At 68.2% G+C, this 24,749-nt stretch carries 26 protein-coding genes; 17 read left to right on the top strand and 9 right to left on the bottom strand.

Translation table 11 applies throughout. From position 1 onward, the window contains the following. The 4 genes from E0H75_RS33530 (at window position 1) to E0H75_RS33515 (ending at window position 4,567) form a co-directional block, all read left to right on the top strand. Window positions 1-1,089, top strand: coding sequence for an amidohydrolase family protein (locus E0H75_RS33530; RefSeq protein ID WP_131517730.1), 1,089 nt, complete (start codon window positions 1-3; stop codon window positions 1,087-1,089). A 167-nt stretch (window positions 1,090-1,256) separates the two neighbouring features. Continuing rightward, a complete protein-coding gene (locus E0H75_RS33525; protein WP_238163423.1) occupies window positions 1,257-2,597 on the top strand; it encodes an N-acetylmuramoyl-L-alanine amidase in 1,341 nt (446 codons plus the stop codon). 111 nt (window positions 2,598-2,708) lie between these two features. Next, window positions 2,709-3,938 (top strand): sensor histidine kinase, encoded by a 1,230-nt coding sequence (locus E0H75_RS33520; RefSeq protein WP_131517728.1) that lies wholly within the window; start codon window positions 2,709-2,711, stop codon window positions 3,936-3,938. Next, window positions 3,929-4,567 carry a response regulator transcription factor gene (locus E0H75_RS33515; protein ID WP_131355058.1) on the top strand — a complete coding sequence of 213 codons (639 nt, stop codon included), beginning with the start codon at window positions 3,929-3,931 and terminating at the stop codon, window positions 4,565-4,567. The genes E0H75_RS33520 and E0H75_RS33515 overlap by 10 nt, the downstream gene beginning before the upstream one ends. Before the next feature lie 9 nt (window positions 4,568-4,576). On the opposite strand, the gene E0H75_RS33510 is transcribed toward E0H75_RS33515, so the two are convergent. Next, window positions 4,577-5,926 (bottom strand): SPFH domain-containing protein, encoded by a 1,350-nt coding sequence (locus E0H75_RS33510; protein WP_131517727.1) that lies wholly within the window; start codon window positions 5,924-5,926, stop codon window positions 4,577-4,579. Between the two features lie 27 nt (window positions 5,927-5,953). After that, entirely contained in the window at window positions 5,954-6,148 is a 195-nt protein-coding gene (locus tag E0H75_RS33505) for a hypothetical protein (RefSeq protein ID WP_131517726.1), read from the bottom strand. A 116-nt stretch (window positions 6,149-6,264) separates the two neighbouring features. On the opposite strand from E0H75_RS33505, the gene E0H75_RS33500 reads away from it, so the two are divergent. Both E0H75_RS33500 and E0H75_RS33495 read left to right on the top strand, forming a co-directional pair. Beyond that, entirely contained in the window at window positions 6,265-6,648 is a 384-nt protein-coding gene (locus E0H75_RS33500) for a hypothetical protein (RefSeq protein ID WP_131517725.1), read from the top strand. A 1-nt stretch (window position 6,649) separates the two neighbouring features. Next, entirely contained in the window at window positions 6,650-8,905 is a 2,256-nt protein-coding gene (locus E0H75_RS33495) for a caspase, EACC1-associated type (protein WP_131517724.1), read from the top strand. Here E0H75_RS33495 and E0H75_RS33490 read toward each other — a convergent pair. Genes E0H75_RS33490 through E0H75_RS33475 form a run of 4 tightly spaced genes read right to left on the bottom strand, consistent with a single transcriptional unit; the run spans window position 8,871 to window position 12,857 of the window. Then, the gene (locus E0H75_RS33490) at window positions 8,871-9,692 is read right to left on the bottom strand and encodes a carbohydrate ABC transporter permease (protein WP_131517968.1); all 822 of its coding nucleotides are present in this window, start codon (window positions 9,690-9,692) and stop codon (window positions 8,871-8,873) included. The genes E0H75_RS33495 and E0H75_RS33490 overlap by 35 nt on opposite strands. Next, window positions 9,692-10,624, bottom strand: coding sequence for a carbohydrate ABC transporter permease (locus tag E0H75_RS33485; RefSeq protein WP_131517723.1), 933 nt, complete (start codon window positions 10,622-10,624; stop codon window positions 9,692-9,694). Before E0H75_RS33485 ends, E0H75_RS33490 begins: the two co-directional genes overlap by 1 nt. Next, on the bottom strand, window positions 10,621-11,907 hold the full coding sequence (locus E0H75_RS33480; RefSeq protein ID WP_131517722.1) for an ABC transporter substrate-binding protein: 1,287 nt from the start codon (window positions 11,905-11,907) through the stop codon (window positions 10,621-10,623). The genes E0H75_RS33485 and E0H75_RS33480 overlap by 4 nt, the downstream gene beginning before the upstream one ends. Before the next feature lie 5 nt (window positions 11,908-11,912). Then, complete coding sequence (locus tag E0H75_RS33475; protein WP_131517721.1) at window positions 11,913-12,857, bottom strand: carbohydrate kinase family protein; 945 nt, start codon at window positions 12,855-12,857, stop codon at window positions 11,913-11,915. 130 nt (window positions 12,858-12,987) lie between these two features. Between E0H75_RS33475 and E0H75_RS33470 the strand changes: the two genes are divergently transcribed. From E0H75_RS33470 to E0H75_RS33420, 11 genes are all read left to right on the top strand, one after another. Beyond that, window positions 12,988-13,740 carry a DeoR/GlpR family DNA-binding transcription regulator gene (locus E0H75_RS33470; protein ID WP_131355030.1) on the top strand — a complete coding sequence of 251 codons (753 nt, stop codon included), beginning with the start codon at window positions 12,988-12,990 and terminating at the stop codon, window positions 13,738-13,740. Next, window positions 13,737-15,080, top strand: coding sequence for a 6-phospho-beta-glucosidase (locus tag E0H75_RS33465; RefSeq protein ID WP_131517720.1), 1,344 nt, complete (start codon window positions 13,737-13,739; stop codon window positions 15,078-15,080). The genes E0H75_RS33470 and E0H75_RS33465 overlap by 4 nt, the downstream gene beginning before the upstream one ends. Window positions 15,081-15,343: 263 nt before the next feature. Next, window positions 15,344-15,892, top strand: coding sequence for a 30S ribosomal protein S16 (gene rpsP / locus E0H75_RS33460; RefSeq protein WP_131517719.1), 549 nt, complete (start codon window positions 15,344-15,346; stop codon window positions 15,890-15,892). A gap of 5 nt (window positions 15,893-15,897) precedes the next feature. Beyond that, window positions 15,898-16,149 (top strand): RNA-binding protein, encoded by a 252-nt coding sequence (locus tag E0H75_RS33455; protein ID WP_131517967.1) that lies wholly within the window; start codon window positions 15,898-15,900, stop codon window positions 16,147-16,149. A 93-nt stretch (window positions 16,150-16,242) separates the two neighbouring features. Next, window positions 16,243-16,791 carry a ribosome maturation factor RimM gene (gene rimM, locus E0H75_RS33450; protein WP_131517718.1) on the top strand — a complete coding sequence of 183 codons (549 nt, stop codon included), beginning with the start codon at window positions 16,243-16,245 and terminating at the stop codon, window positions 16,789-16,791. Then, the gene (gene trmD, locus E0H75_RS33445) at window positions 16,791-17,990 is read left to right on the top strand and encodes a tRNA (guanosine(37)-N1)-methyltransferase TrmD (protein ID WP_131517717.1); all 1,200 of its coding nucleotides are present in this window, start codon (window positions 16,791-16,793) and stop codon (window positions 17,988-17,990) included. Before rimM ends, trmD begins: the two co-directional genes overlap by 1 nt. A gap of 154 nt (window positions 17,991-18,144) precedes the next feature. Then, entirely contained in the window at window positions 18,145-18,504 is a 360-nt protein-coding gene (rplS, locus tag E0H75_RS33440; RefSeq protein ID WP_131355015.1) for a 50S ribosomal protein L19, read from the top strand. A 144-nt stretch (window positions 18,505-18,648) separates the two neighbouring features. Further along, on the top strand, window positions 18,649-19,278 hold the full coding sequence (lepB, locus tag E0H75_RS33435) for a signal peptidase I (protein WP_238163422.1): 630 nt from the start codon (window positions 18,649-18,651) through the stop codon (window positions 19,276-19,278). Then, window positions 19,275-20,039, top strand: a complete 765-nt coding sequence (gene lepB / locus E0H75_RS33430) for a signal peptidase I (RefSeq protein WP_131517715.1) — start codon at window positions 19,275-19,277, stop codon at window positions 20,037-20,039. The genes lepB (E0H75_RS33435) and lepB (E0H75_RS33430) overlap by 4 nt, the downstream gene beginning before the upstream one ends. An 82-nt stretch (window positions 20,040-20,121) precedes the next feature. Then, complete coding sequence (locus tag E0H75_RS33425; protein ID WP_131517714.1) at window positions 20,122-20,820, top strand: ribonuclease HII; 699 nt, start codon at window positions 20,122-20,124, stop codon at window positions 20,818-20,820. 76 nt (window positions 20,821-20,896) lie between these two features. After that, window positions 20,897-21,220 (top strand): DUF2469 domain-containing protein, encoded by a 324-nt coding sequence (locus E0H75_RS33420; protein WP_012922325.1) that lies wholly within the window; start codon window positions 20,897-20,899, stop codon window positions 21,218-21,220. 110 nt (window positions 21,221-21,330) lie between these two features. Here the strand turns inward: E0H75_RS33420 and dprA are convergent, their stop codons facing one another. The 3 genes from dprA to E0H75_RS33405 form a co-directional block, all read right to left on the bottom strand. Continuing rightward, window positions 21,331-22,410 carry a DNA-processing protein DprA gene (gene dprA, locus E0H75_RS33415; RefSeq protein WP_238163421.1) on the bottom strand — a complete coding sequence of 360 codons (1,080 nt, stop codon included), beginning with the start codon at window positions 22,408-22,410 and terminating at the stop codon, window positions 21,331-21,333. A 323-nt stretch (window positions 22,411-22,733) separates the two neighbouring features. Beyond that, on the bottom strand, window positions 22,734-24,311 hold the full coding sequence (locus E0H75_RS33410; protein ID WP_131517712.1) for a YifB family Mg chelatase-like AAA ATPase: 1,578 nt from the start codon (window positions 24,309-24,311) through the stop codon (window positions 22,734-22,736). Continuing rightward, window positions 24,311-24,667 (bottom strand): YraN family protein, encoded by a 357-nt coding sequence (locus E0H75_RS33405; RefSeq protein WP_131517711.1) that lies wholly within the window; start codon window positions 24,665-24,667, stop codon window positions 24,311-24,313. The genes E0H75_RS33410 and E0H75_RS33405 overlap by 1 nt, the downstream gene beginning before the upstream one ends. Between the last annotated feature and the right edge of the window lie 82 nt (window positions 24,668-24,749).

Raw genomic sequence — 24,749 nt, 5'->3', positions numbered from 1 at the left:
ATGACCGACTCCGGCGTCCTCAGAATCGTCGGCACGGTGCTGCCGGCCGGCGAACAGCAAGAGCTCCATCTCAGCGGTGGGCTGGTCGTCGACCGGCCCACCGCTGCCGATGTCACCACCGTGCACACCGGTGGCTGGATCGTGCCCGGTCTGGTCGACGCCCACTGCCACATCGGCCTCGACCAACGCGGTGCGGTCGACAAGGAGACGCAGGAGGAGCAGGCGATCGCCGACCGTGCCGCCGGTGCGCTGCTGGTCCGTGACGCCGGCTCGGCCGCGGACACCCGCTGGATCGACGAGCGCGAGGACCTGCCGAAGATCATCCGGGCCGGCCGCCACATCGCCCGCTCGAAGCGGTACATCCGCAACTACGGCTGGGAGATCGAGCCGGACGAGCTGGTCACGTACGTCGAGCAGGAGGCCCGCCGGGCCGACGGCTGGGTGAAGCTCGTCGGCGACTGGATCGACCGGGACGCCGGTGACCTCACCGCCTGCTGGCCGGCCGAGGCGCTCGACGCGGCGATCGCCCGCGCCCACCAGCTCGGCGCGCGCGTCACCGCGCATGTATTCGGCGAGCACGCGTTGCCGGATCTGTTTGCCGCCGGCATCGACTGCATCGAGCACGGCACCGGCGTACTGCCGGACATGCTCGACCAGATGGCCGCGCACGGTGTCGCGGTGGTGCCGACGCTCATTCAGCTGGAGAACTTCCCGGAGTACGCCGATCAGGCCGCCGCCAAGTTCCCGGTGTACTCGGCCCACATGCGCGACCTGTACGACCGCCGGCTCGAGCGACTCCGGGACGCCTTCGAGGCCGGCGTACCTGTGTATGCCGGGACCGACGCGGGCGGCGTTCTCGGGCACGGCCTGGTGGCGCAGGAGATCCAGGCGCTGACCGAGATCGGGATGTCGGGGGAGCAGGCGCTGGCCGCTGGTTCGTGGGCGGCCCGTGAGTGGTTGGGGGCCCCGAGCACCTTTCAGCCCGGCGATCCGGCCGACCTGGTGGTGTACGACGAGGACCCGCGGGCCGACCCGGCGGTGCTGACCCATCCCCGGCTGATCGTTCTGCGCGGCCGGGTGGTGAGCTGATCGCGTGATCGGCCGAATTCACGCCGTGACGGAAAAAAGTTCACCTGAACTCTGGTCTCGGCGGAAGATATTGGCCTAGCGTGAGCCCGGGACCGCTGACGCCCCTCGGCGGACCGACCATGGGAAGGAACCGCCCGATGGGGAAACCCGCCCGAGTACCCAGACACGTGTCCACAACTCTCCTGGCCGTCGCGGCCGCCGGCGCACTCGCCCTCAGCGCAGTGCCGAGCAACGCGGCCGAACCGACGCAACCCTCCGGCTCCGCGGGCCTCTCGTCCGCGTTCGACACCGCCGCCGCGAAGTACGACGTACCGCGTGAACTGCTCGTCGGCGTCGGGTACGCCGAATCGCACCTCGACGGCCACAACGGCCAACCCAGCCAGGCAGGAGGCTACGGCGTGATGCACCTGGTCAGCAACGACAAGAACCAGACGATGTCCGAGGCAACCAAGCTGACCGGTCTGCCGGTCGCGCAGTTGTCCAAGGACAACGCGTCGAACATCCTCGGCGCCGCCGCCGTCCTGGACTCGTACGCCGACCCGGCCGGCCTGACCGATCGGTCCAACCTCGGCAAGTGGTACGGCGTGGTCGCGAAGTACTCGCACTCCGCCGACGGGCCGACCGCGCGCCTGTACACCGACGAGGTCTACCGGATCATCGGCGCCGGTGTCCATGCCGCAGGTGTCACCACCGAGCCGAAGAAGGTCACGCCGGTGCTCGGCTCCTACGCCAAGGTCGCCCCGCTCGGCACCCGCACACCGACCTCGGTCGCGGCGGTCGACTACCCGGGCGCGATCTGGAACGCGGCCAGCACCAGTAACTACCGGGTCGGCCGGAACGCGGCGATCTCCACCATCGTCATCCACGTGACGCAAGGGTCGTACGCCGGCACGATCAGCTGGTTCAAGAACCCGTCGGCGCAGGTCAGCTCGCACTACGTGATCCGGTCCAGCGACGGTCAGGTCACCCAGATGGTGGCCGAGAAGGACACCGCCTGGCACGTCGGCTCCGAGAACGGCTACACGATCGGCATCGAGCACGAGGGCTTCGTCGACGAGCCGTCCTGGTTCACCGATGCGATGTACCGCTCGTCGGCCGCGCTGACCCGCAACATCGCGGACCGCCGGGGCATCCCGAAGGACCGGGCCCACATCAAGGGGCACGTCGAGATGCCGAACCAGACCCACACCGACCCGGGTCCGAACTGGAACTGGGACTACTACATGGAGCTGGTGAACGGCGGGAACCCGAACCCGCCGGAATACAACTTCACCACCTACGGCAGCGGCGTCCGCGTCCGCTCCGCCCCCAGCCTGACCGCCCCCATCATCACCGAGCTGCCCGGCCCGACCCAGGTGTTCGTCACCTGCCAGGTCCAGGGCGACCCGGTCACGGCCGAAGGCACCACCAACGACTGGTGGGCCAGACTCCGCGACCAGGGCGGCTACATGAGCAACATCTACATCCAGGACCCCAACCCGAAACTCCCCGGCGTCCCTGAGTGCTGACCACGACAGGAGGCCCAGGGGGGATCACCCCCGGGCCTTCTCGTGTGCTGGAGCCCGAACAGTAGAGTCTGCTGTACCGACTACGGCCTTCGGTTGGCGCACGATTGAGGCATGTTGACCAAGATCCTGTCTCGAGGCATGCCGGCCAGCGGCTATCTGATGGTCCGGTTCCTGAAATCGCTGGTGCTGCTCCCCGCACTGCCGATCGGCCTGTTGGTGGGCTGGATCATCCCGGACGTCACCGCGGGTCTGGTGCGGCTGGCCAACATCGAGCGGTACCGCGCCGCGTGGTACCTCGGTGTGCCGCAGCCGGAGCTGCTGCCACGGGCGGCGCGCCGCCGGCCGGGCGACGTCGTCACGCTGTTCGAGGACAAGTCGTTCAAGCGCAGTCTGCGGTGTCTGCTGATGCCGCTGGCGATGATCCCCGAACTGGTGGTTGCGGTCGTCTCGGTGGCCGGAGCGCCCTCGGCACTCATCAGCATGGCAACGTGGAAGGTCAACAACGGCGCCAGCCTGATGGGGCTCGATGTCAACAGCTGGACCACGGCGTTGACCCTCGGTCCGCTGCAAGTGCTGGTCAGTTTGGGCTTCCTCTGGTGGGTAGCGCCGGCCCTGGCGCACGGCCACGCGAAGGCAGCGCTCCACCTGCTGGCGCCTAGCGAGTCCCAGTTGGGGACGGCCAGATTGGAACAGCGGGTGGAGGAGCTGACCAAGAGCCGGGCTGGTGCGGTGGATTCGCATGGTGCTGAGCTGCGCCGGATCGAGCGGGACCTGCATGACGGTACTCAGGCGCAGTTGGTGTCGCTGGCGATGCGGATCGGGATCGCCAAGCAGACAATGGCAGACGACCCGGAGAAGGCGGCCAAGCTGCTCGATGACGCCCGCGACGGCGCGGAGCAGGCCATGCACGAGCTGCGCGGCGTACTGCGGACCATGTACCCGCCGATCCTCGCCGACCGTGGTCTCGCCGGCGCAGTGTCCGCGCTGTGCGCCCGCTGCCCGCTGCCGGTCGACCTTCGGCTGGGTGAGCTCGGCCAGGTGCCCGCGCCCGTTGAGGCAGCGGCGTACTTCGTCGTCGCTGAGTCGCTGACCAACATCACCAAGCACTCCGCCGCCGGACATGTCGACGTACTGATGGAACGGCGTGCTGCGGAGCTGTACCTGGTCATCACCGATGACGGGATCGGGGGCGCGCGGATCAACGAGCAGTCCGACCTGCTCGGCCGGGGGAGCGGTCTGCATGGCATGCTCCACCGGGTGCAGGCGATCGACGGTCAGCTGGAACTGCAGAGCCCGATCGGTGGGCCGACCACCGTCGAGGTGATCCTCCCGTGCGGGTGATGATCCTCGAGGACAACCCGATCCTTGCCGAGGGTCTCGGTCTGCTGCTGGGCAACTCCGGCTTCGAGGTGGCCGCGGTCGCCGCCGATGCCGACGGGTTCGCCAAGGCGATCGCCGAGCACGAGGTGGACATCGCGGTGGTCGACGTACGGCTGCCGCCCACCTTCACCGACGAAGGGTTGCGGGCCGCGATCGAGGCCCGCCGCGTTCGGCCCGGCCTGCCCGTGCTGGTGTTCTCGCAGTACGTCGAGGAGGTCTACGCGGCCGAACTGCTCGCCGCCGGTAGCGAGGGTGTCGGGTACCTGCTCAAGGACCGCGTCTCCCGCGTCGACGAGTTCCTCGAAGCGGTACGCCGGGTCGCCGCCGGAGGAACCGTGCTGGACCCCGAGGTGGTGAGCCAACTGATGGTCAAGCGGAGTAGCCCGCTGGACCGGCTCACCCCTCGGGAACGCGAGGTACTCGCACTGATGGCGCAAGGACTCGGCAACACGGCGATCGCGGACCGCCTGGTCGTCACCGAAGGCGCCGTCCACAAGCACGTCGGCAACGTCTTCCTCAAGCTCGACCTGCCGCCGACGGATGCCGGCCACCGCCGAGTCCTCGCGGTCCTCGCCTACCTCGGACTTTGACCCAGCCGATCAGGCCGGCTGGTCGGGCACCGACTCGAGCGCCGGCTTCTCGTCCTTCGGCGTACTGAGCGACTCGATCAGCTGCTTGGCCAGCGCGAAACCGGAACCACCCATCGTGATCGTCTTGACCAGGGTGTCCTCGATGCCCTGGGCACCGTTCAGCACGACCATGTTGCCGACCTTCTCGAACGAGCCCGCCGCCGCGGCGACGATCTCCGGGTACGCCTCGGCCAGCTGCTGCGCGACGACCGCGTCGGTGTTGGTGGCCAGCGCCTCGGCCCGAGCCTTGATACCGGCTGCCTCAGCCATCGCCTTCGCCTGCACGGCGGCGGCCTCGGCCTTACCGGTCAGCTCGGTCGCCGTCGCCTCGGCCTCACCGCGGAGCTGGACCTCACGGGCGTTCGCCTCGGCGGCCGCGATCTGCGCGTCGCGGGCAGCCTGCGCCAGCGTGCGCTGCCGGTACGCCTCGGCGTCGGCCGGCTTCAGCACCGACGACTCCAGTTGCTTCTCGGCCAGCGAGGCGTTCAGCTTCGCGGTCTCCGTCTCGGCGACGACGACCTCCTGCCGGGCCAGCGCCTCGGCCAGCGGACCGGACTGCGACGCCTTCGAGTTCGCTTGGTCGACCTCGGCCTGGTAACCGGCCTGAGCGATCGAGCTCTCCCGCACCGCCGCCGCCTTCTTCGCCGCCGCAGCCTGCTCGCGTTCGGTCGCCTCCCGGTCCCGCTCGGCCTGCGCGATCCTGGCCGCGGCCTCGACCGCGGCGGCCTGCGGGCGGCCGAGGTTCTTGATGTAGCCGGACTCGTCGTCGATCTCCTGGATCTGCAGCGAGTCGACCACCAGGCCGAGCTTCTCCATGTCGCCGGCCAGCGAGCCACGGATGTTCGTGGTCAGCGTCTCCCGGTCGTGCAGCATCTCCTCGACCGTGGTGGATCCGACGATCGCCCGCAGGTGACCCGCGAACAGCTCGTGGATCGTGCTCATCACCTGCTCGTCGCTCTGCTCCAGGAACCGCCGGGCCGCGTTCGCGATCGAGCCGTAGTCGTCACCGACCTTGTACGCCGTCACGCCCTTGATGTGCAGCGGGATGCCCTGGCTGGACACGCAGGTGACGGTCAGCGGCGTCGCCCGGATGTCCAGCGGCAACCGCCGTACGGTCTGGAATCCCGGCAGGACCGCGGCACCGCGGCCGACGACGATCTTGAAGCCGAGGGTCTCGTTGACCTGCTCGGAGCTCGAGTGCGCGCCGAGACCGGAGATGATCAGCGCCTCGTTCGGCTCCGCCACCCGCCAGACCATCCGGAACACGATCAGAAGGACGACCACCGCCACCGCGGCGATGATCACGTACGTCCAGAGCATTTCCCCTCCAGGGAACGGAACGATGAATCAGATGGCGCGAGCGACGTAGACAGTGCGCGGTGGGTCGTAGTCCACGACCACCACCTGGGTGCCCACCTCGATCACCTCGTCGATCGCGGGGTAAGCGTAGAAGGCCTCGGTGGCACCGCGGACCGGCAGCATCACCTCGCCGACGATCCCAGGTGCGATCCGCCCGATCACGCGCCCCCGTTTGCCTACCATGACGCCCCTCCGACGTACCGCGGCTGCTCTGGGTTCCGCAGCTTAACGCCTTGTGGCGCGGACGCCCGCAGGCGCATGGTGGAGGCATCGACGCGGCCTGGGGGCGGGGAGGGGTCATGGGCGCGGAGGTACGGCTGGGGGTCGTCGAAGAGGGGTCGGACGACGCACGCCTGGAGGAACTGGCGCTGCTGCTGCGGCAGGAGTTGCTGACGCTCGACGTACGGTCGGTCGAGCCGTACCACGAAGGCGATGCACCGGAGGGATCGCGCAGTGCTCTGGCCGCGATCGCCGGCATGCTGAGCGTCTCGGTGGCGCCAGGGGTGCAGGCGGTCGGTGCGATCGTGGCGGTGGTCCGCGGCTGGTTGCGCCGGTCCGGCAACGAGCGGACGGTGAAGCTCACGATCGACGGCGACGTGATCGAGCTGACCGGCGCCAGCGACCAGGCCCAGCAGCAACTGGTGGACGCGTTCGTCCGACGGCACTCCATGGCGGACGGGTGAGATGGACGGCTCGAGGGTCGCGCTCGTCATCGCCAACGACCAGTACGACGATCCCGGTCTGCGCAGGCTGGTCGCACCGGCACAGGACGCGGCCGCACTGGCGGAGGTGCTGGCCGATCCGTCGGTCGGTGGGTTCGAAGTTCGGGTCCTGCACAACGAGTCCGCCCAGGAGATCCGGTTCGCGGTCGAGGACTTCTTCGCCGATCGCGCGCCGGAAGACCTGCTGTTGCTGCATTTCTCCTGCCACGGTCTGAAGAACTCCGCAGGAGAGTTGTTCCTGGCCGTCGCGGACACCAAGCCGACCCGGCTCGCGTCGACCGCGCTGGCCGCGGACTTCGTCAACCGGCAGATGGCGGACAGTCGCGCACAGCGGATCGCACTGTTCCTCGATTGTTGCTACGGCGGCGCGTTCCCGCGAGGCATGGTCGTGCGCGCATCCGGTGAGGCGCAGGTGCGCGACGCTTTCGTCGGTCAGGAAGAGGTGGGCGGTGGTCGCGGACGGGTGGTTGTGACGGCCTCCAGCGCGATGGAGTACGCCTTTGAGGGCGGACAGTTGGCGACCGACGCTGCCACTCCGACGCCGTCGGTGTTCACCAGCGCGGTCGTGGACGGATTGACGACCGGTGAGGCGGATCGGGACGGCGACGGGTGGGTTGGGCTGACCGAGTTGGTCGGGTTCGTGACCGACCGGGTCCATCGGGTGACACCGAATCAGAACCCGCAGATGTGGACGTTCGGATCGCAGGGCGAGTTGCTGATCGCGCGCAGCCGGGTCCGCCGGATCACGCCTACGCCGCTTGCGCCGGCTTTGCTCGAGGCGATGGAGAGTCCGTTGCCGGCGGCAAGGTTCGGCGTGGTCGACTACCTGCGCGAACGGCTGGACGGCGACGATCTCGGGCAGGCTTACGCCGCTTGGCAGGCGCTGCACCGGATGGTCACCGACGACAGCCGCAAGGTGTCCGAGGCCGCCGGGGAGGCGATCGCTGCTGCCGTCCCGCGGGTGACGCCTGGCGAGGTCGCACTCGGCGAGGATGTGCCGAGCGTTGAACTCCAGGTCTCGGGACCGCCGATCGCGCAGACCGCCGTTGCGTCGCCGGGTGCCGCGTGGGTCCGGGTCGAGCAGGAAGGCACAACTGTCCGAGTAACCGCCGACCCCGCCGACCCCGGCAACCACGAGTCCTCCCTCATCGTCGCGGGCCCAACCGGCGAATGCACAGTCCCAGTCCACCTGACCCTCCCCGAAACCAAGCCCGAGCCACCTCCTCCGGAACCCGAACCGGAGCTGGCACCCGCGTCCGACCCCCAGCCCGAGGCGGCTGCCGCCTCCAAAGCAGCGCCGGTGTCCGACCCGCAGCCTGAGACGGTTGCTGCGTTCAAGGCAGCACCTGTTGCCGAGCCTGCCTCTGTGTCTGAGCCGGTTGCCGCGTCCAAACCAGCACCTGTTGCCGAGATGGAACCCGAGCCGATACCCAAACCTGCGCCTCAGCCTCCGCCCTCCGCGCAACCTGAGCCTGGATCCGCGCCTCCATGGTGGGCGATTGCCGTACTGGCCCTCGGTGGGGTGGCACTCGTCTACCTGAACTGGCCCGGTCCCCAGTACGCGCACTACGTCTGGAACGACCACGACGACACCGGATGGTACGTCTACCGCGGCTGGGGCGACCCGGTGATTCTGTCCTCGCTCGGCGCACTGGTGGCGAGCCTGGTCGCCCGGTGGTCGGGACCGATCGCGATCGGTGTTGTCGCCGGATGTGCTGCCTCGGTGCTCGAGGACGGTGTGCTGATCCTCGGCGCCGGCATCTCGGCGGACGAAACCGGCCCGTGGATCGCCTCGACGGCAGTCGCCGCCGTGATGATCGCCGTACTGGTGATCGTGCTCCGTCCCATCAGGTTGCGGTTCTGGCCGGTCTTGCCGGCGATCGCGGCGCTGATCGTTGCCGGCGGCCTCTTGCTGCTGGTGAGCGCGCTGATCGAACACCCCGACGGGATCTCGTGGTTCAGAGTCACGAAGCTGGCCCTGCTCGAGCCTGTCGTCACGGTTGGGCTGGCCTGGCTCGCCGTGGCGGCAACGGCGAGGCCAAGCCGGATCTGGCTCAGTACGGCCGTGACAACGTACGCCGTGGTCAGCAGCATCGCCGCCGTACCCGCCGCGACCCTGGGCGACTCACCGGCCGCTTTCCGCACTGCGCTGGCCGGCAACGCGCTGGTCGTGGCCGGCGTACTCATCCGCGAATGGCGCCTTCGGTCGCGCCCTTGATGAACTGGCGGGCGAAGAGGGCGAACACGATGATCAGCGGGATCATCGCCAGTAGCGCCCCGGTCATCACCATGCTGTAGTCGACGCCGTGCGATCGGTTCAGCTGGGACAACGCCACCTGGAGCGTGAGGTGGTCGGGGTTGGTGAGCACGATCAGCGGCCAGAGGTAGTCGTTCCAGGACGCGACGAAGGTGAAGATGCCCAGGAACGCCAGCGCCGGCCGGGCCGACGGGAGCGCCACGTGCCAGTACGTCCCCATGAAACCGCAACCGTCCAGCGTCGCCGCCTCGACCAACTCGTCGTGGATCGAGCGCTGGAAGTACTGGCGCATCCAGAAGATGCCGAACGCGTTCGCCGCACCCGGGATGATCAGTGCCTTCAGCGAGCCGACCCAACCCAGCGCGACCATCGTCTGGAACTGCGGAATGGTGGCCAATTGGGCCGGCAGCAGCATCGTCGCGAGCAGGATGACGAACAAGGCGTTCCGGCCCGGGAAGCGGAACTTCGCGAACGTGAACGCGGCCAGCGAGTCGAAGAACAGCACCAGCACCGTTCCCGAGACCGCAACGATCGCCGAGTTGCCCATCGACTGGAAGAACGCGATGTTCGTCAGCACGTGATGGATGTTGTCGTCGAGCTGCGAGCCGAAGGTGAACTTCGGCGGGAACCGGTAGATGTCGGCCGTGGTGTTGGTTGCCATCACCAACGACCAGTAGAACGGGAACAGCGAGATCAGTGCCGTCACCGCCAGGCCGACGTGCAGCAGGATCCGTCCGCGTCGCCTGATCATGACTCACTCCTGCCCCGGAACAGCCGCCAGTTGATCGCCGTGACGAGAAGCACCAGCATGAAGATGCTCAAGGCAACGGCCGCCGCATAGCCGTAGTCGTTGGCGACGAACGCCTGGGTGTAGAAGTACATCACCGCGGTCAGACCGCTCTGGCCCGCGCCACCGCTGGTGCCGACCATCACCTGCGGTTCGGTGAACGTCTGCAGCCCGCCGATCGTCGACATGATCACCGTGAACAGCACCACCGGCCGCAGTTGCGGCAGCGTGATCGAGAAGAACGTCCGGACCGGTCCGGCGCCGTCCACCTTGGCCGCCTCGTACTGCTCGGTCGGTATCGCCTGCAATCCGGCCAGGTAGATGATCGTGTTGTACCCGGTCCACTGCCACACGATCATCGTCGAGATCGCGATCTTGATGCCCCACGGCTGCCCGAGCCAGTCCTCGGTCGGCAGTCCCAGCGACCGCAGGCCGGCGTTGATCAGACCGAAGTTCGTACTGAAGATCGCGCCGAAGAAGATCGCCGCCGCGACCAGCGAGGTGATGTTGGGGACGAAGTACGCGAACCGGTACACGCTGCTGAACCGCACCGCCGAATGCAGCATCACCGCCAGCAGCAGCGCCAGGCACAACGTCGGTGCGGTCGACATCACGAACAGCACCAGCGTGTTCCACAGCGACAGCCAGAACGTGTTGTCCTCGATCAGGAACTTGAAGTTCTGCAGCCCGACCATCTGCCGCGCCCCGAGCCCGTCCCACTTCTGGAACGCGAGCAGGATCGTGGACGCGACCGGATACAGCCCGAAGACGACGAACAGAATGTAGAACGGCGACAGGGCCAGATAGAACCGCCAGTACGACCGGACCGGACGTTTCCGCCCGGATCCCGTCGTACCGACGTCGCTGCGGGGCGCCGTGGCGGTCAGGGTCACTGCACGCCCTGACGTTTGCCGATCTGCTTCGCCTGCGCGACCGCGTCCTTCCAGGCCTGCTCCGACGATTTGCTGCCGGACTGCACGGTCTTCAGTTGGGTCCCGTACGGCGCTCCGACCGCGGAGTCGAGCGGTGCCTCGTACGCGATCGGGATCGCCTTGGCGGCCGGGCCGAACACGTCGATCGGGACCTGGCCGCCGAAGAACGGATCGGCTGCCTTCAGTTGCGGCATGTCGTACGCCTTCGGGGCCGCCGGGAAGATCTGGGCGTCGGCGAACGCCTTGGCCTGGTTGTCCGCGCTGAGCATGTACTTGATCACCTCGAACGCGGCGGACGGGTCGGCGGCGTTCTTGGTGATCCCTAGGAACGAGCCACCGAAGTTCGCCGGGCCACTCGGGGTCGGCGCCAGCCGCCACTTGCCCACGCTGGTCTTGCAGGCCGCCTTCACGTCCAACGCGACCCACGCCGCTCCGGACAGCGCCGGCACCGTGCCCTGGTCGAGTCCCGCGTTCCAGTCCGGCGTACCGCCGAGGGTCTTCGCGTCGACCTTGGTGTTGATCGCCTTCACCGCCAGGTCCCAGGCGCGGCGGATGTGGTCCTGGTCGCCGATGAACTTGTTGTCCTTGTCGATGTAGCGCTCGGTGCCCTGGCTGACGATGATCCCGTACAGGTCGGTCGCGTCGGACACGATCAGCGCCTTCGGGTTCTTCGCCTTCAGTTCCAGGCCGGCGGCCAGCAGGTCGTCCCAGGTCTTCAGTTGCGCGGCCACTTCGTCCGGCTTGCCGGGCAGTCCGCCGGCGGTGAAGACGTCCTCGCGGTAGAACAGCGCGGTCGGGCCGATGTCGATCGGGATACCGAGCAGCTTGCCGTCCAGCGTGGTGGCCTGCTTGACCTTCCACTCCAGGTAGTCACCGAGGATGTCCTTCGCGCCGACGGTGTTCAGGTCGACGAACCGGTCCGCCTGCGGTAGCCAGGCGGCGATGTCCTCGCCCTTGAGCCCGGTGATGTCGGGGATGTTGGTGCCGCCGTTGAACGTCGTCAGCAGCTTCTGCTTGAAGTCGTCGCCGATCTCGGAGTACTTGATGTGCTGGTCCGGGAAGTGCGCGATGGTGTCGTCCAGCACGGTCTTGCCCAGACCGCCCGGCCAGCACCACAGCGCGATGTTGCCCGAGGCATTCTTCTTCGTCGACGCGGCGTCCATCCCGGACGAGCAGCCGACAAGGGAACCGCCGAGCATGGCTGCGAAGCCCCCAGCGAGCAGCGTCCGACGTGAGAGCTCCATGGTTCTTACCTTCCTGAGTGGGCGCTGATCAGCGCTTGGAGGTGGTCTTCGGGATGCGCGGCCTGCCAGGCCGCCAGGTCCTCCCAGCGGGGCGCCGCGTCGGCACCGCCGAGCCGGGTCACCGACAGCGCCGCGGTGAGCGCGGCGAACCGCACCCGCAGCTCCAGCGGCAGGTCCCACAGCGTGGCCGCGATGAAGCCGGCGGCGAACACATCACCCGCCCCGGTGGTGTCCGCCGCCTGCACTGGATAGGCCGGTACGGCGACCCGCTCGCCGGTGCCGGCGTCGATCGCCAAGGCACCGGCCGCGCCGTTCGACACAACGACCTGTGGCACCAGCTCGGCCAGCCGGTCGAGCGCCTGCTCTGGACTGCTCGTCCGCGTGTAGTTCATCGCCTCGTCAGCGTTCGGCAGGAACACGTCGCAGTGCTCGAGCTGGTCGAGTACTGCGGGATCCCACTGCTCCGACGGGTCCCACCCGACATCGGCGAACACCACGCAACCGGCCGCCTTCGCCTTCGCCAGCCACTCGTTCGGCCAGGGGCCGATGTGGGCGGCGACAGCTCGAGCGGCCGGTGGCGCAGTGATCAGCTCGTCGGCCGACAGCAGGGGAGGGGTGCCCCGGGTGACCAGTGCCCGATCGTTGTCATAGGCAAGGGCCACCGTCAGTGGGGTCCGCCAGCCGGCGAGCTTGCGGGAGAGAGTCAGATCGATGCCCTCTTCAGTCAGCCGATCCCAGACGCTGTCGCCGTCAGGGTCAGCGCCGAAGGCCGCGGCCAGGCCGGTGTGCAGACCGAGCCGAGCCAGTGCGACAGCGAAGTTCGCGATGCCGCCCGGGCTTTCCTGTGAGTCCGTGGCCCACACCTCGGTGCCGGGCCGCGGTGGAGTGGGCAGGCCGAGCACCAGGTCCTGGAAGACCAGGCCGGACACGACCACGTCCAGCGAATTCATCTACGCTCCACCACACTTCTGCAGGGTCGATCAAACTCGTGCATGAATCTTGAAACGCTTGCTCAGGATGCGCAATACCTGATCATAAATTTGACTGAAAATGACGGAGTTTGCGTGATACGGTCTGGGTGTGTTGCCGAAGCAGCGACAGGACCAGATCATCCGCGCGCTCCGGGCCGACGGGGCCGGGGGCGTCAAAGTGCTGGCCACGCGACTCGGGGTCAGTGAGGCGACGATCCGCCGCGACCTCGAGCAACTGCACGCGGAGGGCCGGCTGACCCGCGTCTACGGTGGTGCACTCGCGGTTGACGGTGGTGACGAGCCCTTCGCGGACGTCAACGCCGTACATGCTGCGGAGAAGGACCGGATCGCGCGGCGGGCTGCTGAGCTGGTGAACGACGGTGAGTCGTTGCTGCTCGACATCGGTACGACGGCGTTGCGCGTCGCACAGCATCTGCACGGCCGGTCGTTGACGGTGGTCACCAGCAATCTCGCAGTACTGGAGGAGTTGGAGAACGACGAGCAGATCGAGCTGATCGTGCTCGGCGGGTTCGTCCGGCGGAGCTACCGGTCGCTGGTCGGGTATCTGACCGAGGAGAGTCTGCGGCAGATCCACGTCGACTGGCTGTTCCTCGGCACCAGCGGAGTGCGGCCGGACGGGCGGGTGATGGACAGCACGATGATCGAGGTTCCGGTCAAGCGCGCGATGATCCAGGCCGCCGACCGCGTGGTGCTGCTGGCGGACGCGACGAAGTTCCCCGGCCACGGTGTCGGCCGGGTCTGCGATCCGGGGGAACTGTTCATGGTGGTGACCGAGCCCGGCGCCGACGAGGTGACCCGGGCCCAACTGACAGAGGCGGGCGTACAGGTGGTGCTTGCGTGAGACTGACAATCCTTGGCGGTGGGGGATTCCGGGTGGCGCTGGTGTATCAGGCGTTGCTCGGGGACCGGGGTACGGGCCGGATCACGTCGGTGGCGCTGTTCGACACCGATCGGACTCGGTTGACGTCGATCGCGGCGGTGTTGGGGCAGCAGGCTGCGGGAGTCGCGGACGCGCCGGTGGTGACCGAGACGACCGATCTGGACGAGGCGCTGCGGGGTGCGGACTTCGTGTTCTCCGCGATCCGCGTGGGCGGTCTGGAAGGGCGGACCGTCGACGAGCGGGTCGCGCTGGACCTCGGCGTACTGGGTCAGGAGACGGTCGGGGCCGGTGGGATCGCCTACGGACTGCGCACCGTGCCGGTCGCGGTGGGGATCGCCCAGCGGATCGCGGCGGTGGCGCCCGAGGCGTGGGTCATCAACTTCACCAACCCGGCCGGGATGGTGACCGAGGCGATGATCCCGTATCTGGGCGACCGGGTGATCGGGATCTGTGACTCCCCGTCCGGACTGGGGCGTCGGGCCGCGCTGGCGCTCGGAGTCGACCCAGCGACGGCGTTCTACGACTACGCGGGGCTGAATCACCTGGGCTGGCTGCGGGGCTTGCGGTCCGGTGGAGTCGATCGGTTGCCGGCGCTGCTGGAGTCCTCCGAGGCGTTGTCGTCGTTTGAGGAAGGGCGGCTGTTCGGGGCGGACTGGTTGCGGTCGCTGGGGGCGATTCCGAACGAGTACCTGCATTACTACTACTTCGCCCGCGAGACACTGGCCGCCGTACAGGCTGTGCAGCAGACGCGGGGGAAGTTCCTGCTGGAGCAGCAGTCCGCGTTCTATGCGGAGACGACCCGGCACCCCGAGCGGGCGCTGGAGTTGTGGCAGAAGACGCGGGCCGAGCGTGAGTCGACGTACATGGTGGAGAGCCGTGAGGTCGCGGACGCCGGTGAGCGCGACGAGCGGGACATGGCCGCGGGTGGGTACGAGCAGGTGGCGCTGTCGCTGATGCGGGCGATCGCCCACAACGAGCGCGCCTCGCTGATCCTCAACGTGCGCAACCGCGGGGTGCTGCATCACCTGGACGACGACGCGGTGGTGGAGATCCCGTGCACGGTCGACGCGAACGGCGCTCTGCCGGTCACGGTGTCGCAGTTGACCGACCACCAGGCCGGGCTGATCTGCTCGGTCAAGGCGGTCGAACGCTCGACGATCGAGGCTGCTGTCACTGGCTCCCGGTCCGCCGCGCTGCGCGCCTTCGCCTGGCACCCCCTGGTCGACTCCGTCACCGCAGCCGGCAAGCTACTGGAGTCGTACGCTCAGCAACTGCCAGACCTAACCCGCTTCCGAGCCTGACACCGGACACTCCGCTCCCTCCTCAGCCACAGACGGCGGATTGGTTGGGGTCTGCCTCCCTCCCTTGCCCTGTTCCCTCCTCAGCCAGAGGCGGCGGATTGGTTGGTGGGAGCGGAATCTGGCACAATGGCCTGCTGAGTCCGTCCAGGTTCGTGCAGCCCTCTAACTCCACTGCCCGGTCGGCCCATTCGAGTTGTCACCCGTTGTCCCCACGACGCTGTGCTGCTCACCCAGACATGTACTCCGAGGGAGACCCCACAAACGTGGCAGTCAAGATCCGTTTGAAGCGCATCGGCAAGAAGCGTGCGCCGCACTACCGTATCGTCGTGATGGACGCCCGGACCAAGCGTGACGGTCGCGCCATCGAGGAGATCGGGAAGTACAACCCGAAGACCGAGCCGTCGTTCATCCACGTCGAGTCGGACCGGGCGCAGTACTGGCTGAGCGTCGGCGCGCAGCCGACCGAGGCCGTCGAGGCGATCTTCAAGGCCTCCGGCGACTGGCAGAAGTTCAAGGGTGAGGCCGCTCCGGCGCCGCTGCGGGTCAAGGAGCCCAAGCGGGACAAGCAGGAGATCTTCAACGAGGCGCTGGCCGAGGCCCACGGCACGCTGAAGACCGAGGCCACCACCGCCAAGAAGTCGGCGGCGAAGAAGGCGGACAAGAAGGACGACGCGCCGAAGGACGAGGCCGCCAAGGCTGACGCTCCGAAGGCCGACGCTCCCAAGGCCGACGCTCCCAAGGCCGACGCTCCCAAGGCTGAGGCCGCCGAGGCCCCGGCTGAGGCCGCGCCGGCCGACGACGCCAAGGCCTGACCATGATGGAGACCGAGGCGCTCGAGCACCTGGTCCGTGGCATCGTGGACAACCCCGACGAGGTCAACGTCCGGGCCCGGAACCTGCGGCGTGGCCGCACCCTCGAGGTGCACGTCCACCCCGACGACATCGGCAAGGTGATCGGCCGCAACGGCCGGACCGCCACCGCGATCCGCACCGTGGTCGGTGCGCTGAGCTCCGAGTCGTCGATCCGGATCGACTTCGTCGACGAGTTCAACCGGCGTCCGCGCCGCTGACTCGCAGCAGTTCCCCGAAGGGCCGCACCGCACCGGTGCGGCCCTTCGCCATATCCTCGGGTCCATCGTGTTTGTAGAGAGAGGTTTGTGCGGGTGTTGGTGACTGTCGGACGGCTCGGCCGGGCGCATGGGATCAAGGGCGAGGTCGGCGTGGACGTCCGGACGGACGAGCCGGACCTGCGGTTCGCCGACGGTGCGACCTTGGTGACGGACTCGAGGGTCCCGCGCACGCTGACCGTCGCCGCGAGCCGGTGGCACAGCGGGCGGCTGCTGGTGAAGTTCGCCGAGGTGGCCGACCGGACCGCCGCCGAGCAGCTGCGCAACCTGTTCGTGCAGGCCGAGGTGGCCGAGGACGCCCGTCCGGAGGACCCGGAGGAGTACTACGACCGCGAACTGGTCGGCCTGGCCGTCCGGACCGCGGACGGTGCCGAGGCCGGCGAGGTGATCGACGTCGTCCACCTGCCGTCGCAGGACCTGCTGGAGATCCGGCGTCCCGCGGGCAACGCCGTACTGGTGCCGCTGGTCGAGGAGCTCGTGCCCGAGATCAATCTGGACAAGCAGTACGTCGTCGTGGCCGACCGGCCGGGTCTGCTGGACCCGGAGGGCGCTGACGAGGTTCCGACCGAGCCGGGCGCCGACTGATGAGGCTGGACGTCCTCACGATCTTCCCGGAGTACCTGGCCGCGCTCGACGTGTCCCTGGTCGGCAAGGCGGCTAAGAGCGGTCTCCTGGACATCCGCCTGCACGATCTACGCGACTGGACCCACGACCGGCACCGGACCGTCGACGACACCCCGTACGGCGGCGGTGCGGGCATGGTGATGCGGCCGGAGCCTTGGGGGGAGGCGCTGGACGCCGTCGCACCCCCGGACGGCGCTGCGCAGCCCCGCCTGATCGTGCCGACGCCGGCTGGTCGCCCGTTCACCCAGGAGCTCGCGTACGAGCTCGCCGCCGAGCCATGGCTCGCGTTCGCCTGTGGCCGCTACGAGGGCATTGACGCGCGGGTGGCGTCGTACGCGGCGGAGCGGATGCGCGTCGACGAGGTCTCCATCGGCGACTACGTGCTGAACGGCGGGGAGGTCGCCGTACTCGTCATGGTCGAGGCAGTGGCCCGTCTGCTGCCCGGTGTCATCGGCAACCCGGAGTCGCTCGCTGAGGAGTCCCACTCGGGCGATGGCCTGCTGGAGTACCCGGTCTACACGAAGCCTCCGACCTGGCACGGGTACGACGTACCCGAGGTGCTGTTGTCCGGCAACCACCGTCTGATCGCGGAGTGGCATCACGACGAGTCGATACGACGTACTGCGGAGCGCCGGCCTGATCTGCTCGCGGCGTGGGGCGATGCGGTCGCGGGGAAGGACGATCCGGCGTCGGAGGTACAGCTGCTGCCTGCCACGGAGGCGGACGCGGGGGAGATCCACACACTCCAGTTGGCCGCGTTCCTCTCGGAGGGGCGGATCTACGACGACGTGACAATCCCGCCGCTCGCGGAGGAGCCGGCCGCGAGTGTCGAGCGGCTCAAGCAGGGCGGCGTACTCAAGGCTGTGGCCGGCACCAGGATCGTCGGGTCGGTCCAGCTGAGCGTGGACGGTGAGGTGGGCCGGATCGAGCGGCTGATCGTCGCGCCGGACTGGCAGGGGCGCGGTCTGGGGCTCCGGCTACTGCGGGTCGCGGAGAAGCTCGCGCCGGCCGAGGTCACGTCGTACGAGCTGAACACCGGTGCGGAGAGTGAGCGCAACCTCGGGCTGTACCGGAAAGCCGGTTACCGTGAGACACGACGCGAGCAGCAGACCGCGAAGGTCGAACTGGTGGTCTTGACCAAGCGTCGCAGGCGGCGCTGATTTCGGTTCCGCTGGGCCGGTGTGGCAAGATTGCTCGTTGCTGCCCTTCGGTGCTCCTGCCACAGGGGGTGACCACCGACCAGCAGCTTTGAATGACTTCATCACCACCGAGATTCGTGGGTGACCTGTGGCACGCGCGAGGAAGAGACACCCGATGAGCAACATCCTGAACGAGCTCGACAACGCGAGCAAGCGCGACGACATCCCCGCCTTCCGTCCCGGCGACACCGTCAAGGTGCACGTCAAGGTCGTCGAGGGCAACCGGTCCCGCGTCCAGGTGTTCCAGGGTGTCGTGATCCGGCGCCAGGGTGGTGGCCTGCAGGAGACCTTCACGGTCCGCAAGGTCAGCTTCGGTGTCGGCGTCGAGCGGACCTTCCCGCTGCACACCCCGATCGTCGAGAAGGTCGAGGTCGTGACCCGCGGCGACGTCCGTCGCGCCAAGCTGTACTACCTGCGTGAGCTGCGCGGCAAGGCAGCCAAGATCAAGGAGAAGCGGGACGTCCCGGCCTCCTGAACGTCGTAGCGACGACGGTCACCTATGGCGCCGAGCACTGCGACTCGCGCTCGCCCTCGCCCGGTCGCCCGGAGGGCACGTCGCAGTAAGGGACGTCACCGCAGGCTGAAGCAGCGCAACCCGCTGCTCAGCCTGCTCATCGAGATGAGCACCGTCACGGTGCTCGCCCTCGTCATCACGGTGGTACTGCGGCTGTTCGTGGCGGAAGCGTTCTACGTACCGTCGGAGTCGATGTACGACACGCTGACCACGAACGACCGCATCCTGGCCGAGAAGATCAGCTACATGCACCGGGACGTGGACCGCGGCGACATCATCGTGTTCAAGGACCCCGCCAACTGGCTGAACGAGGCGCAGACCGAGCCCGGCCCGTTCCGCCGGGTCGGCGAGTTCGTTGGCATCCTGCCGCGCAGCGGCGAGGGGCACCTGGTCAAGCGGGTGATCGGTGTCGGCGGCGACAAGGTGATCTGCTGCGACCGCTCGGGCCGGATCACCGTGAACGGCATCCCGCTGGACGAACGCGAGTACCTGCTCAAGGATGCGAAGCCGTCCGAGCTGCCCTTCAGCGTGGTGGTGCCGCCAGGCCACCTGTGGGTGATGGGGGACAATCGCGCCGAATCCGCCGACTCCCGCGCCCATATGGGCGGCCCCGGTGGTGGGTTCGTGCCGGTCGAGAACGTGGTTGGCCGGGCCTGTTGCGTAATCTGGCCGTCTGACCGGATGACGATGCTGCGTCCTCCGGAAACCTTCAAGAAGCCGGGGCTGAAGAAGTGACCGATACACCGACGAAGACGGACGAGAAACCCGCACACCGATCGGGCTTCGCGGCCGCCGCTCGCGAGTTCGTGCTGATCGTGGTCGGGGCGCTCATCGTCTCGTCGATCCTGCGGGCGTTCGTCGGGCAGATGTTCATCATCCCCAGCGAGTCGATGGAGAACACCCTGCTGGTCGGCGACCGCGTCGTGGTGGAGAAGCTCACCGACGTCAAGCGCGGCGACGTGGTCGTGTTCGAGGACCCGGGCGGCTGGCTCGGCCCGGAGGAGAGCGGCCAGAAGCGTGGGTCGATCGGCCGGTTCTTCGAGATCGTCGGCCTGCTGCCGGACTCCAGCCACGGCCACTTGATCAAGCGCCTGATCGGCATGCCGGGCGACAAAGTCGCCTGCTGCGACGAGAAGGGCCGGCTGCTGGTGAACGGCCAGCCTCTGGACGAGACCAGTTATCTGTACCCGGGCGACGCCCCGTCCCAGATGGAGTTCCAGGTCACCGTCCCGGCCGGGCGCGTTTTCGTGATGGGTGACCACAGGTCTGCCTCGGGCGACTCCCGCGTCCATCTGAGCGACGTGGACGCCAACGGCAACAATCCCGGCGATGCCGCCTTCGTCTCGATGGACAAGGTCACCGGCCGCGCCATCATGATCGTGTGGCCCGCGGGTCGCTGGGGCAAACTCGGCGTCCCCGACACCTTCAAAGCCGTCCCGGCACCTGGGCCGGCGCCGGACAAACCTTCGATATCCCTCACCCCACCGCCCAAATGACGAGACCCCGCTCAGCGGGGACGTCGGTGATCGTGCCTAGGGTGGTCGGACCTAGGGTGGGAGCTGTGATGCGGAGGGCTGCATGAGCGTGTTGCCGCGCGGGAGCACGGTACGGCGCGATGCCGGGCTGTACGGGTACGAACGGGCCCTGCGCCGCGTCGGCCTGGACCCGATCGCCGGCGTGGACGAGGCGGGCCGCGGACCGTGCGCGGGACCGCTGGTCGCGGCTGCGGTGATCCTCCCGGAGGGCAAGCGCGGCCAGATCCCGGAGCTCGCCGACTCCAAGCTGCTGACCGCCAAGGCCCGTGACCGCTGCTACGACGAGATCCGCAAGCGCGCCCTGGCCTGGTCGGTTGTCGCCATCGAGTCCACCGAGTGCGATCGCCTCGGCATGCACGTCGCCAACGTGGAGGCGCTCCGCCGTGCGCTCTTCCGGCTCGACGTGCGCCCGGCGTACGTGCTGACCGACGGGTTCGGCGTCGACGGGCTGGGCGTACCTGGCCTCGCGATCTGGAAGGGTGATCGTGTGGCCGCCTGTATCGCTGCCGCGTCAATCATCGCGAAGGTGACGCGGGACCGGGTGATGGAGCACTGGGACAAGGTGTACCCGCAGTACGGTTTCGGGATCCACAAGGGCTACTGCACGCCCGAACACCAGGCGGCGCTGGACGAATACGGCCCGTGCCCACAACATCGACGGCGGTTCGAGAATGTCCGCCGCAGTCTGCGGCCCGATATGGGACAGAATGTGACCAGTCCCACCGGAGTGGAGAGCCGATGAGCGAGCGCAGCGAGCGCCCAACCAAGCACAGCGCTCTCAGCGCTCATGCCGGAACCGAGCGTTGCGAGGTGGAGGTATGAGCGCTGACGACCTCGAGAAGTACGAAACCGATATGGAGCTGCAGCTCTATCGGGAGTACAAGGACGTCGTCGGGATCTTCAAGTACGTCGTGGAGACCGAACGGCGCTTCTACCTGTGCAACGCGGTCGACCTGAAGGTCCGCACCGAGGGCGGCGACGTGTACTTCGAGGTGACGATGGCCGACGCGTGGGTCTGGGATGTCTACCGTTCCGCCCGCTTCGTCAAGAACGCCAAGGTCGTCACCTTCCGCGACGTCAACATCGAAGAACTGGCCAAGTCCGACCTCGAAGTCCCCAAAGACTCCGACTTCGGCCGCTGACCCCGCCGCTTCTACCCCACCCCACATCAGGGTGGGATAGCCGGTGTGACGCGCCTGCCGGGTGGGGTGGTTCGGGCGCTGACGTCGGCTGGCTGATGTGCGGGCTCGCGTCAGGGGGCGGGCGGTGGGGTTAGGCGCCAGCCGGTTGGGGTGGGTTGGATCAGGGCGAGGGCGGCGAGGGTTTCCAGGCAGGACTGGGTGGTTGGGAGGTCCAGGCCTGCGGTGGTGGCTATTCGCGTGGCGGGGGCTGGGTTGATGACTGGGACGGCGTCTAGGGTTCGGCGTACGTCGTGGGGCAGGTCGTCGCTGGGGTTCTTGGGGGCTTGTGGGTGCGGTGCGAGGCCGGTGCCGAACGGGGAGACGGCCTCGATGATCTCGGCGACGCTCGTGACGAGTACGGCGTCTCGCTCGCGGACCAGGAGGTGGCTGCCTGCGGACATGCGCGACGTGATTGGCCCCGGCACCGCGAGGACTGCACGACCGCACTGCTCGGCCCAGCCTGCGCTGTTCAGCGCTCCACTCCGGACCGCTGCCTCGATGACGACCGTCCCGAGCGTGCCCGCCGCGATCAGCCGGTTGCGCGCCAGAAACCTCAGCTTGGTCGGTGAACATCCCGGTGGCAGCTCGCTCACCACCAACCCGTCCTCCACGATCCGGCTGAACATCGCAGAGTTGCTCTTCGGATAGCTCGTATCCACCCCAGACGCCAGCACGGCGACCGTCACCCCGGAACCAGCCAGCACACCCCGATGAGCCGCCGCGTCGATCCCGTACGCCCCGCCCGACACCACCGTGATCCCGTTGTCCGCAAGCCCGCCCGCGAGCTCCGCTGCGACATGCTCGCCGTACGACGAACACGCGCGAGCACCCACCATCGCGACGGATCGCGCCAGCGTCTTGCGCAGATGCGCCGGCCCTCGGACCCACAGCCCGAACGGCACCCCGGCCCGGCGAGTCAGCTGCCCGGCCTCGGCCAGTACTTCGACCTGCTCGGGCCACTCGTCGTCCCCAGGGATCACGAAACGCGCTCCCGCGGCAGCGGCCCGCTCCAGGTCTCGCTCGGGCTGAGCCGCATCGAGCCGCGTGGACCACCGCTCGGTCCCTGGCGCCTTCCCCCGCAGGAGCTCCCAGATCTCCAGCACTTCCATCCCTGCGAACGCCTTCAACGCCGCGAGATCCCCGGGCTCCACCACCCGAGACAACCCAACCCGAACCAACCGTTCCTCATCCCCACGTCCACCAACCCCCGCGGTCCCGCCACCGCCTGTCCCGCCAACTCCATCCACCGCCAAGCCATCCGCGACCTCAGCTCCACCCACCGCCCCGTCCGCAACCGCCACCGAGACACGCGCCTCAGCCGCGGCGTTGGTTGATGCCCGAGGCAACGTGATCGGGCGAGAGGACATACCCGGACTGAGGCGGGATGGGGGTGCTGGCAACTGAATGCTTGAGGTGAGGGCAGAGGCCGGTTCATGCGAAGCCAGGTTCCTTGGAGCCGTTATGCAGTTGAGGGTCATGCGAGGAGTCCTTTGAGGGGGCGGGTGTCGGATAGGTCGGTCAGGGGTTCGCCGGTGCGGAGTTGGAAGGCTTCGTGGGTGAGGGCGACGGTTGGTTGGTCGAGGCCCTGGAGGTCTGCGAGAGTCCAGGCGACGCGGACTACGCGGTCGAAGCCGCGGGCGGTGAGGCGGCCGGCCGTGTACAGGTCCTCGAGGAGTTTGTGGCTGGCGGCATCCAACGGGAACTCGCGGCGCAGCACCGGGCCGGGGACCTCGCTGTTGAGGATCCAGCCGGTCTCTCGGTAGCGGTACGCCTGCCGGTCACGAGCTGCCTTCACGCGCTCGGCGACAGCTGCGGTCGACTCGGGGGCCTCGCGGTCGGCGGCCCCTCGGGCGGCCGGCAGGATCTGGCGCTGGATGTCGAGGCGATCCTTGATCGGCCCACTGATCCGCTGCCGATACCGCGCCAGCACCTGCGGAGTGCAGTTGCAGATCGCATTCCCGGCGCCGGACATCCCGCAGGGACACGGATTGGCCGCGAGCACGAGCATGAAGCGGGCCGGGAACTTCGCCACAGCCGCCGAGCGATGGACCTCGATGTACCCGGACTCCAACGGCTGCCGCAGCGTGTCGAGCGTCAGCGGATGCATCTCAGGCGCCTCGTCGATGAACAGGATCCCGCGATGCGCACAGCTGATCGCGCCCGGCCGCGGCATGCCCGAGCCACCACCGACCAGGCTGGACAGCGACGCAGTGTGGTGCGGCGCGATGAACGGCGGACGCACAACCAGCTCGGCATCGTTCGTCAGCAGCCCGGCCAGCGAGTGCACGGCGGAAACTTCGAGCGAGTCGTCCGTGCTCAAGTCCGGCATCAATCCGGCCAGCCGCTCAGCCAGCATCGTCTTGCCCGACCCGGGCGGCCCATGCAGGAACAGGTGATGGCCACCCGCCGCCGCGGCCTCGATCGCTCGTCGTCCCTCGCGTTGACCGATGACATCATCCAGATCGACCTCTGGAACCCGAGTCAGGGACTCTGACAACAACCGGGGCTCGGCCCGTGGTGGTGCCTCGTCTGGGATCTCGGTGCCCCGCAACAGGGCAAGCACCTGCCGAAGCGAGCGCACGCCGTACACCTCGATGCCGGGCACGAGGCGTGCCTCGCCCGAGTTCAGCTCTGGTACGACGATGCGCTCGAAGCTGGAACGGGCCGCGGCCAGGGTCATTGCGAGCGCGCCGCGGACCTCGCGGATCCGGCCGTCCAGGCCGAGCTCACCGATGATCGCGGTCTGCCGCAGCGACTTGGCGTCGATGACACCGGCGGCCGAGAGCAAGGCGAGCGCGATGGCAACGTCGTAGTGCGAACCGGTCTTCGGCAGAGTGGCCGGTGAGAGGCCGATGGTGACCTTGCGATCCGGGAATCGCTCCCCGCTGTTCACCACCGCGGCACGGACCCGATCACGGGCCTCGGACAACGATGCGTCCGGCAGTCCGATGAGCGTTGTCTTCGGCAAGCCCTGCGCGATGTCGGCCTCGACCTCGACCAGGTGGCCTTCGAGGCCGACCAGCGCGACGGACCATGTCTGTGCGAGCGGCATCAGGCCGCACCTCGCAAGTGGTCGACCTGCGGCGCCGTGTTCTGGTCGAAGAGCACGGCGACGATGTCGATTCGGATCGCACCCGGTTTGAGCTGGTGGGTCTGCAACCAGCGACCCGCCAGCTTCCGCAGCGTGGTCAGCTTCCGGTACGTGATCGACTCCAGCGGGCTGCCGTAGTTCAGCCCGCGGCGGGTCTTCACTTCACAGATGACCAGCGCGTCGCCCTCGCGCGCGACGATGTCGATCTCGCCCAGCTCGCAGCGCCAGTTGCGCTCGAGGATGGCGAAGCCCTCTCCGGCCAGATACCTGGCGGCGAGGTCTTCGCCGTACCGTCCGACGGCGTTCTTGGTCCGCATCGATGACCACCTCCGGCAGAGAACATGCCGGGATCAGCCCTCGATTTCAGACCTACTTTTCTCCTGTGGACAACAGCTTGTG

The sequence above is a fragment of the Kribbella capetownensis genome, from assembly GCF_004331485.1.
Taxonomy (GTDB): Bacteria; Actinomycetota; Actinomycetes; order Propionibacteriales; family Kribbellaceae; genus Kribbella; species Kribbella capetownensis.
The sequence above is the reverse complement of the archived record's forward strand: the minus strand, read 5'-3'. Positions and strand labels throughout refer to the sequence as shown.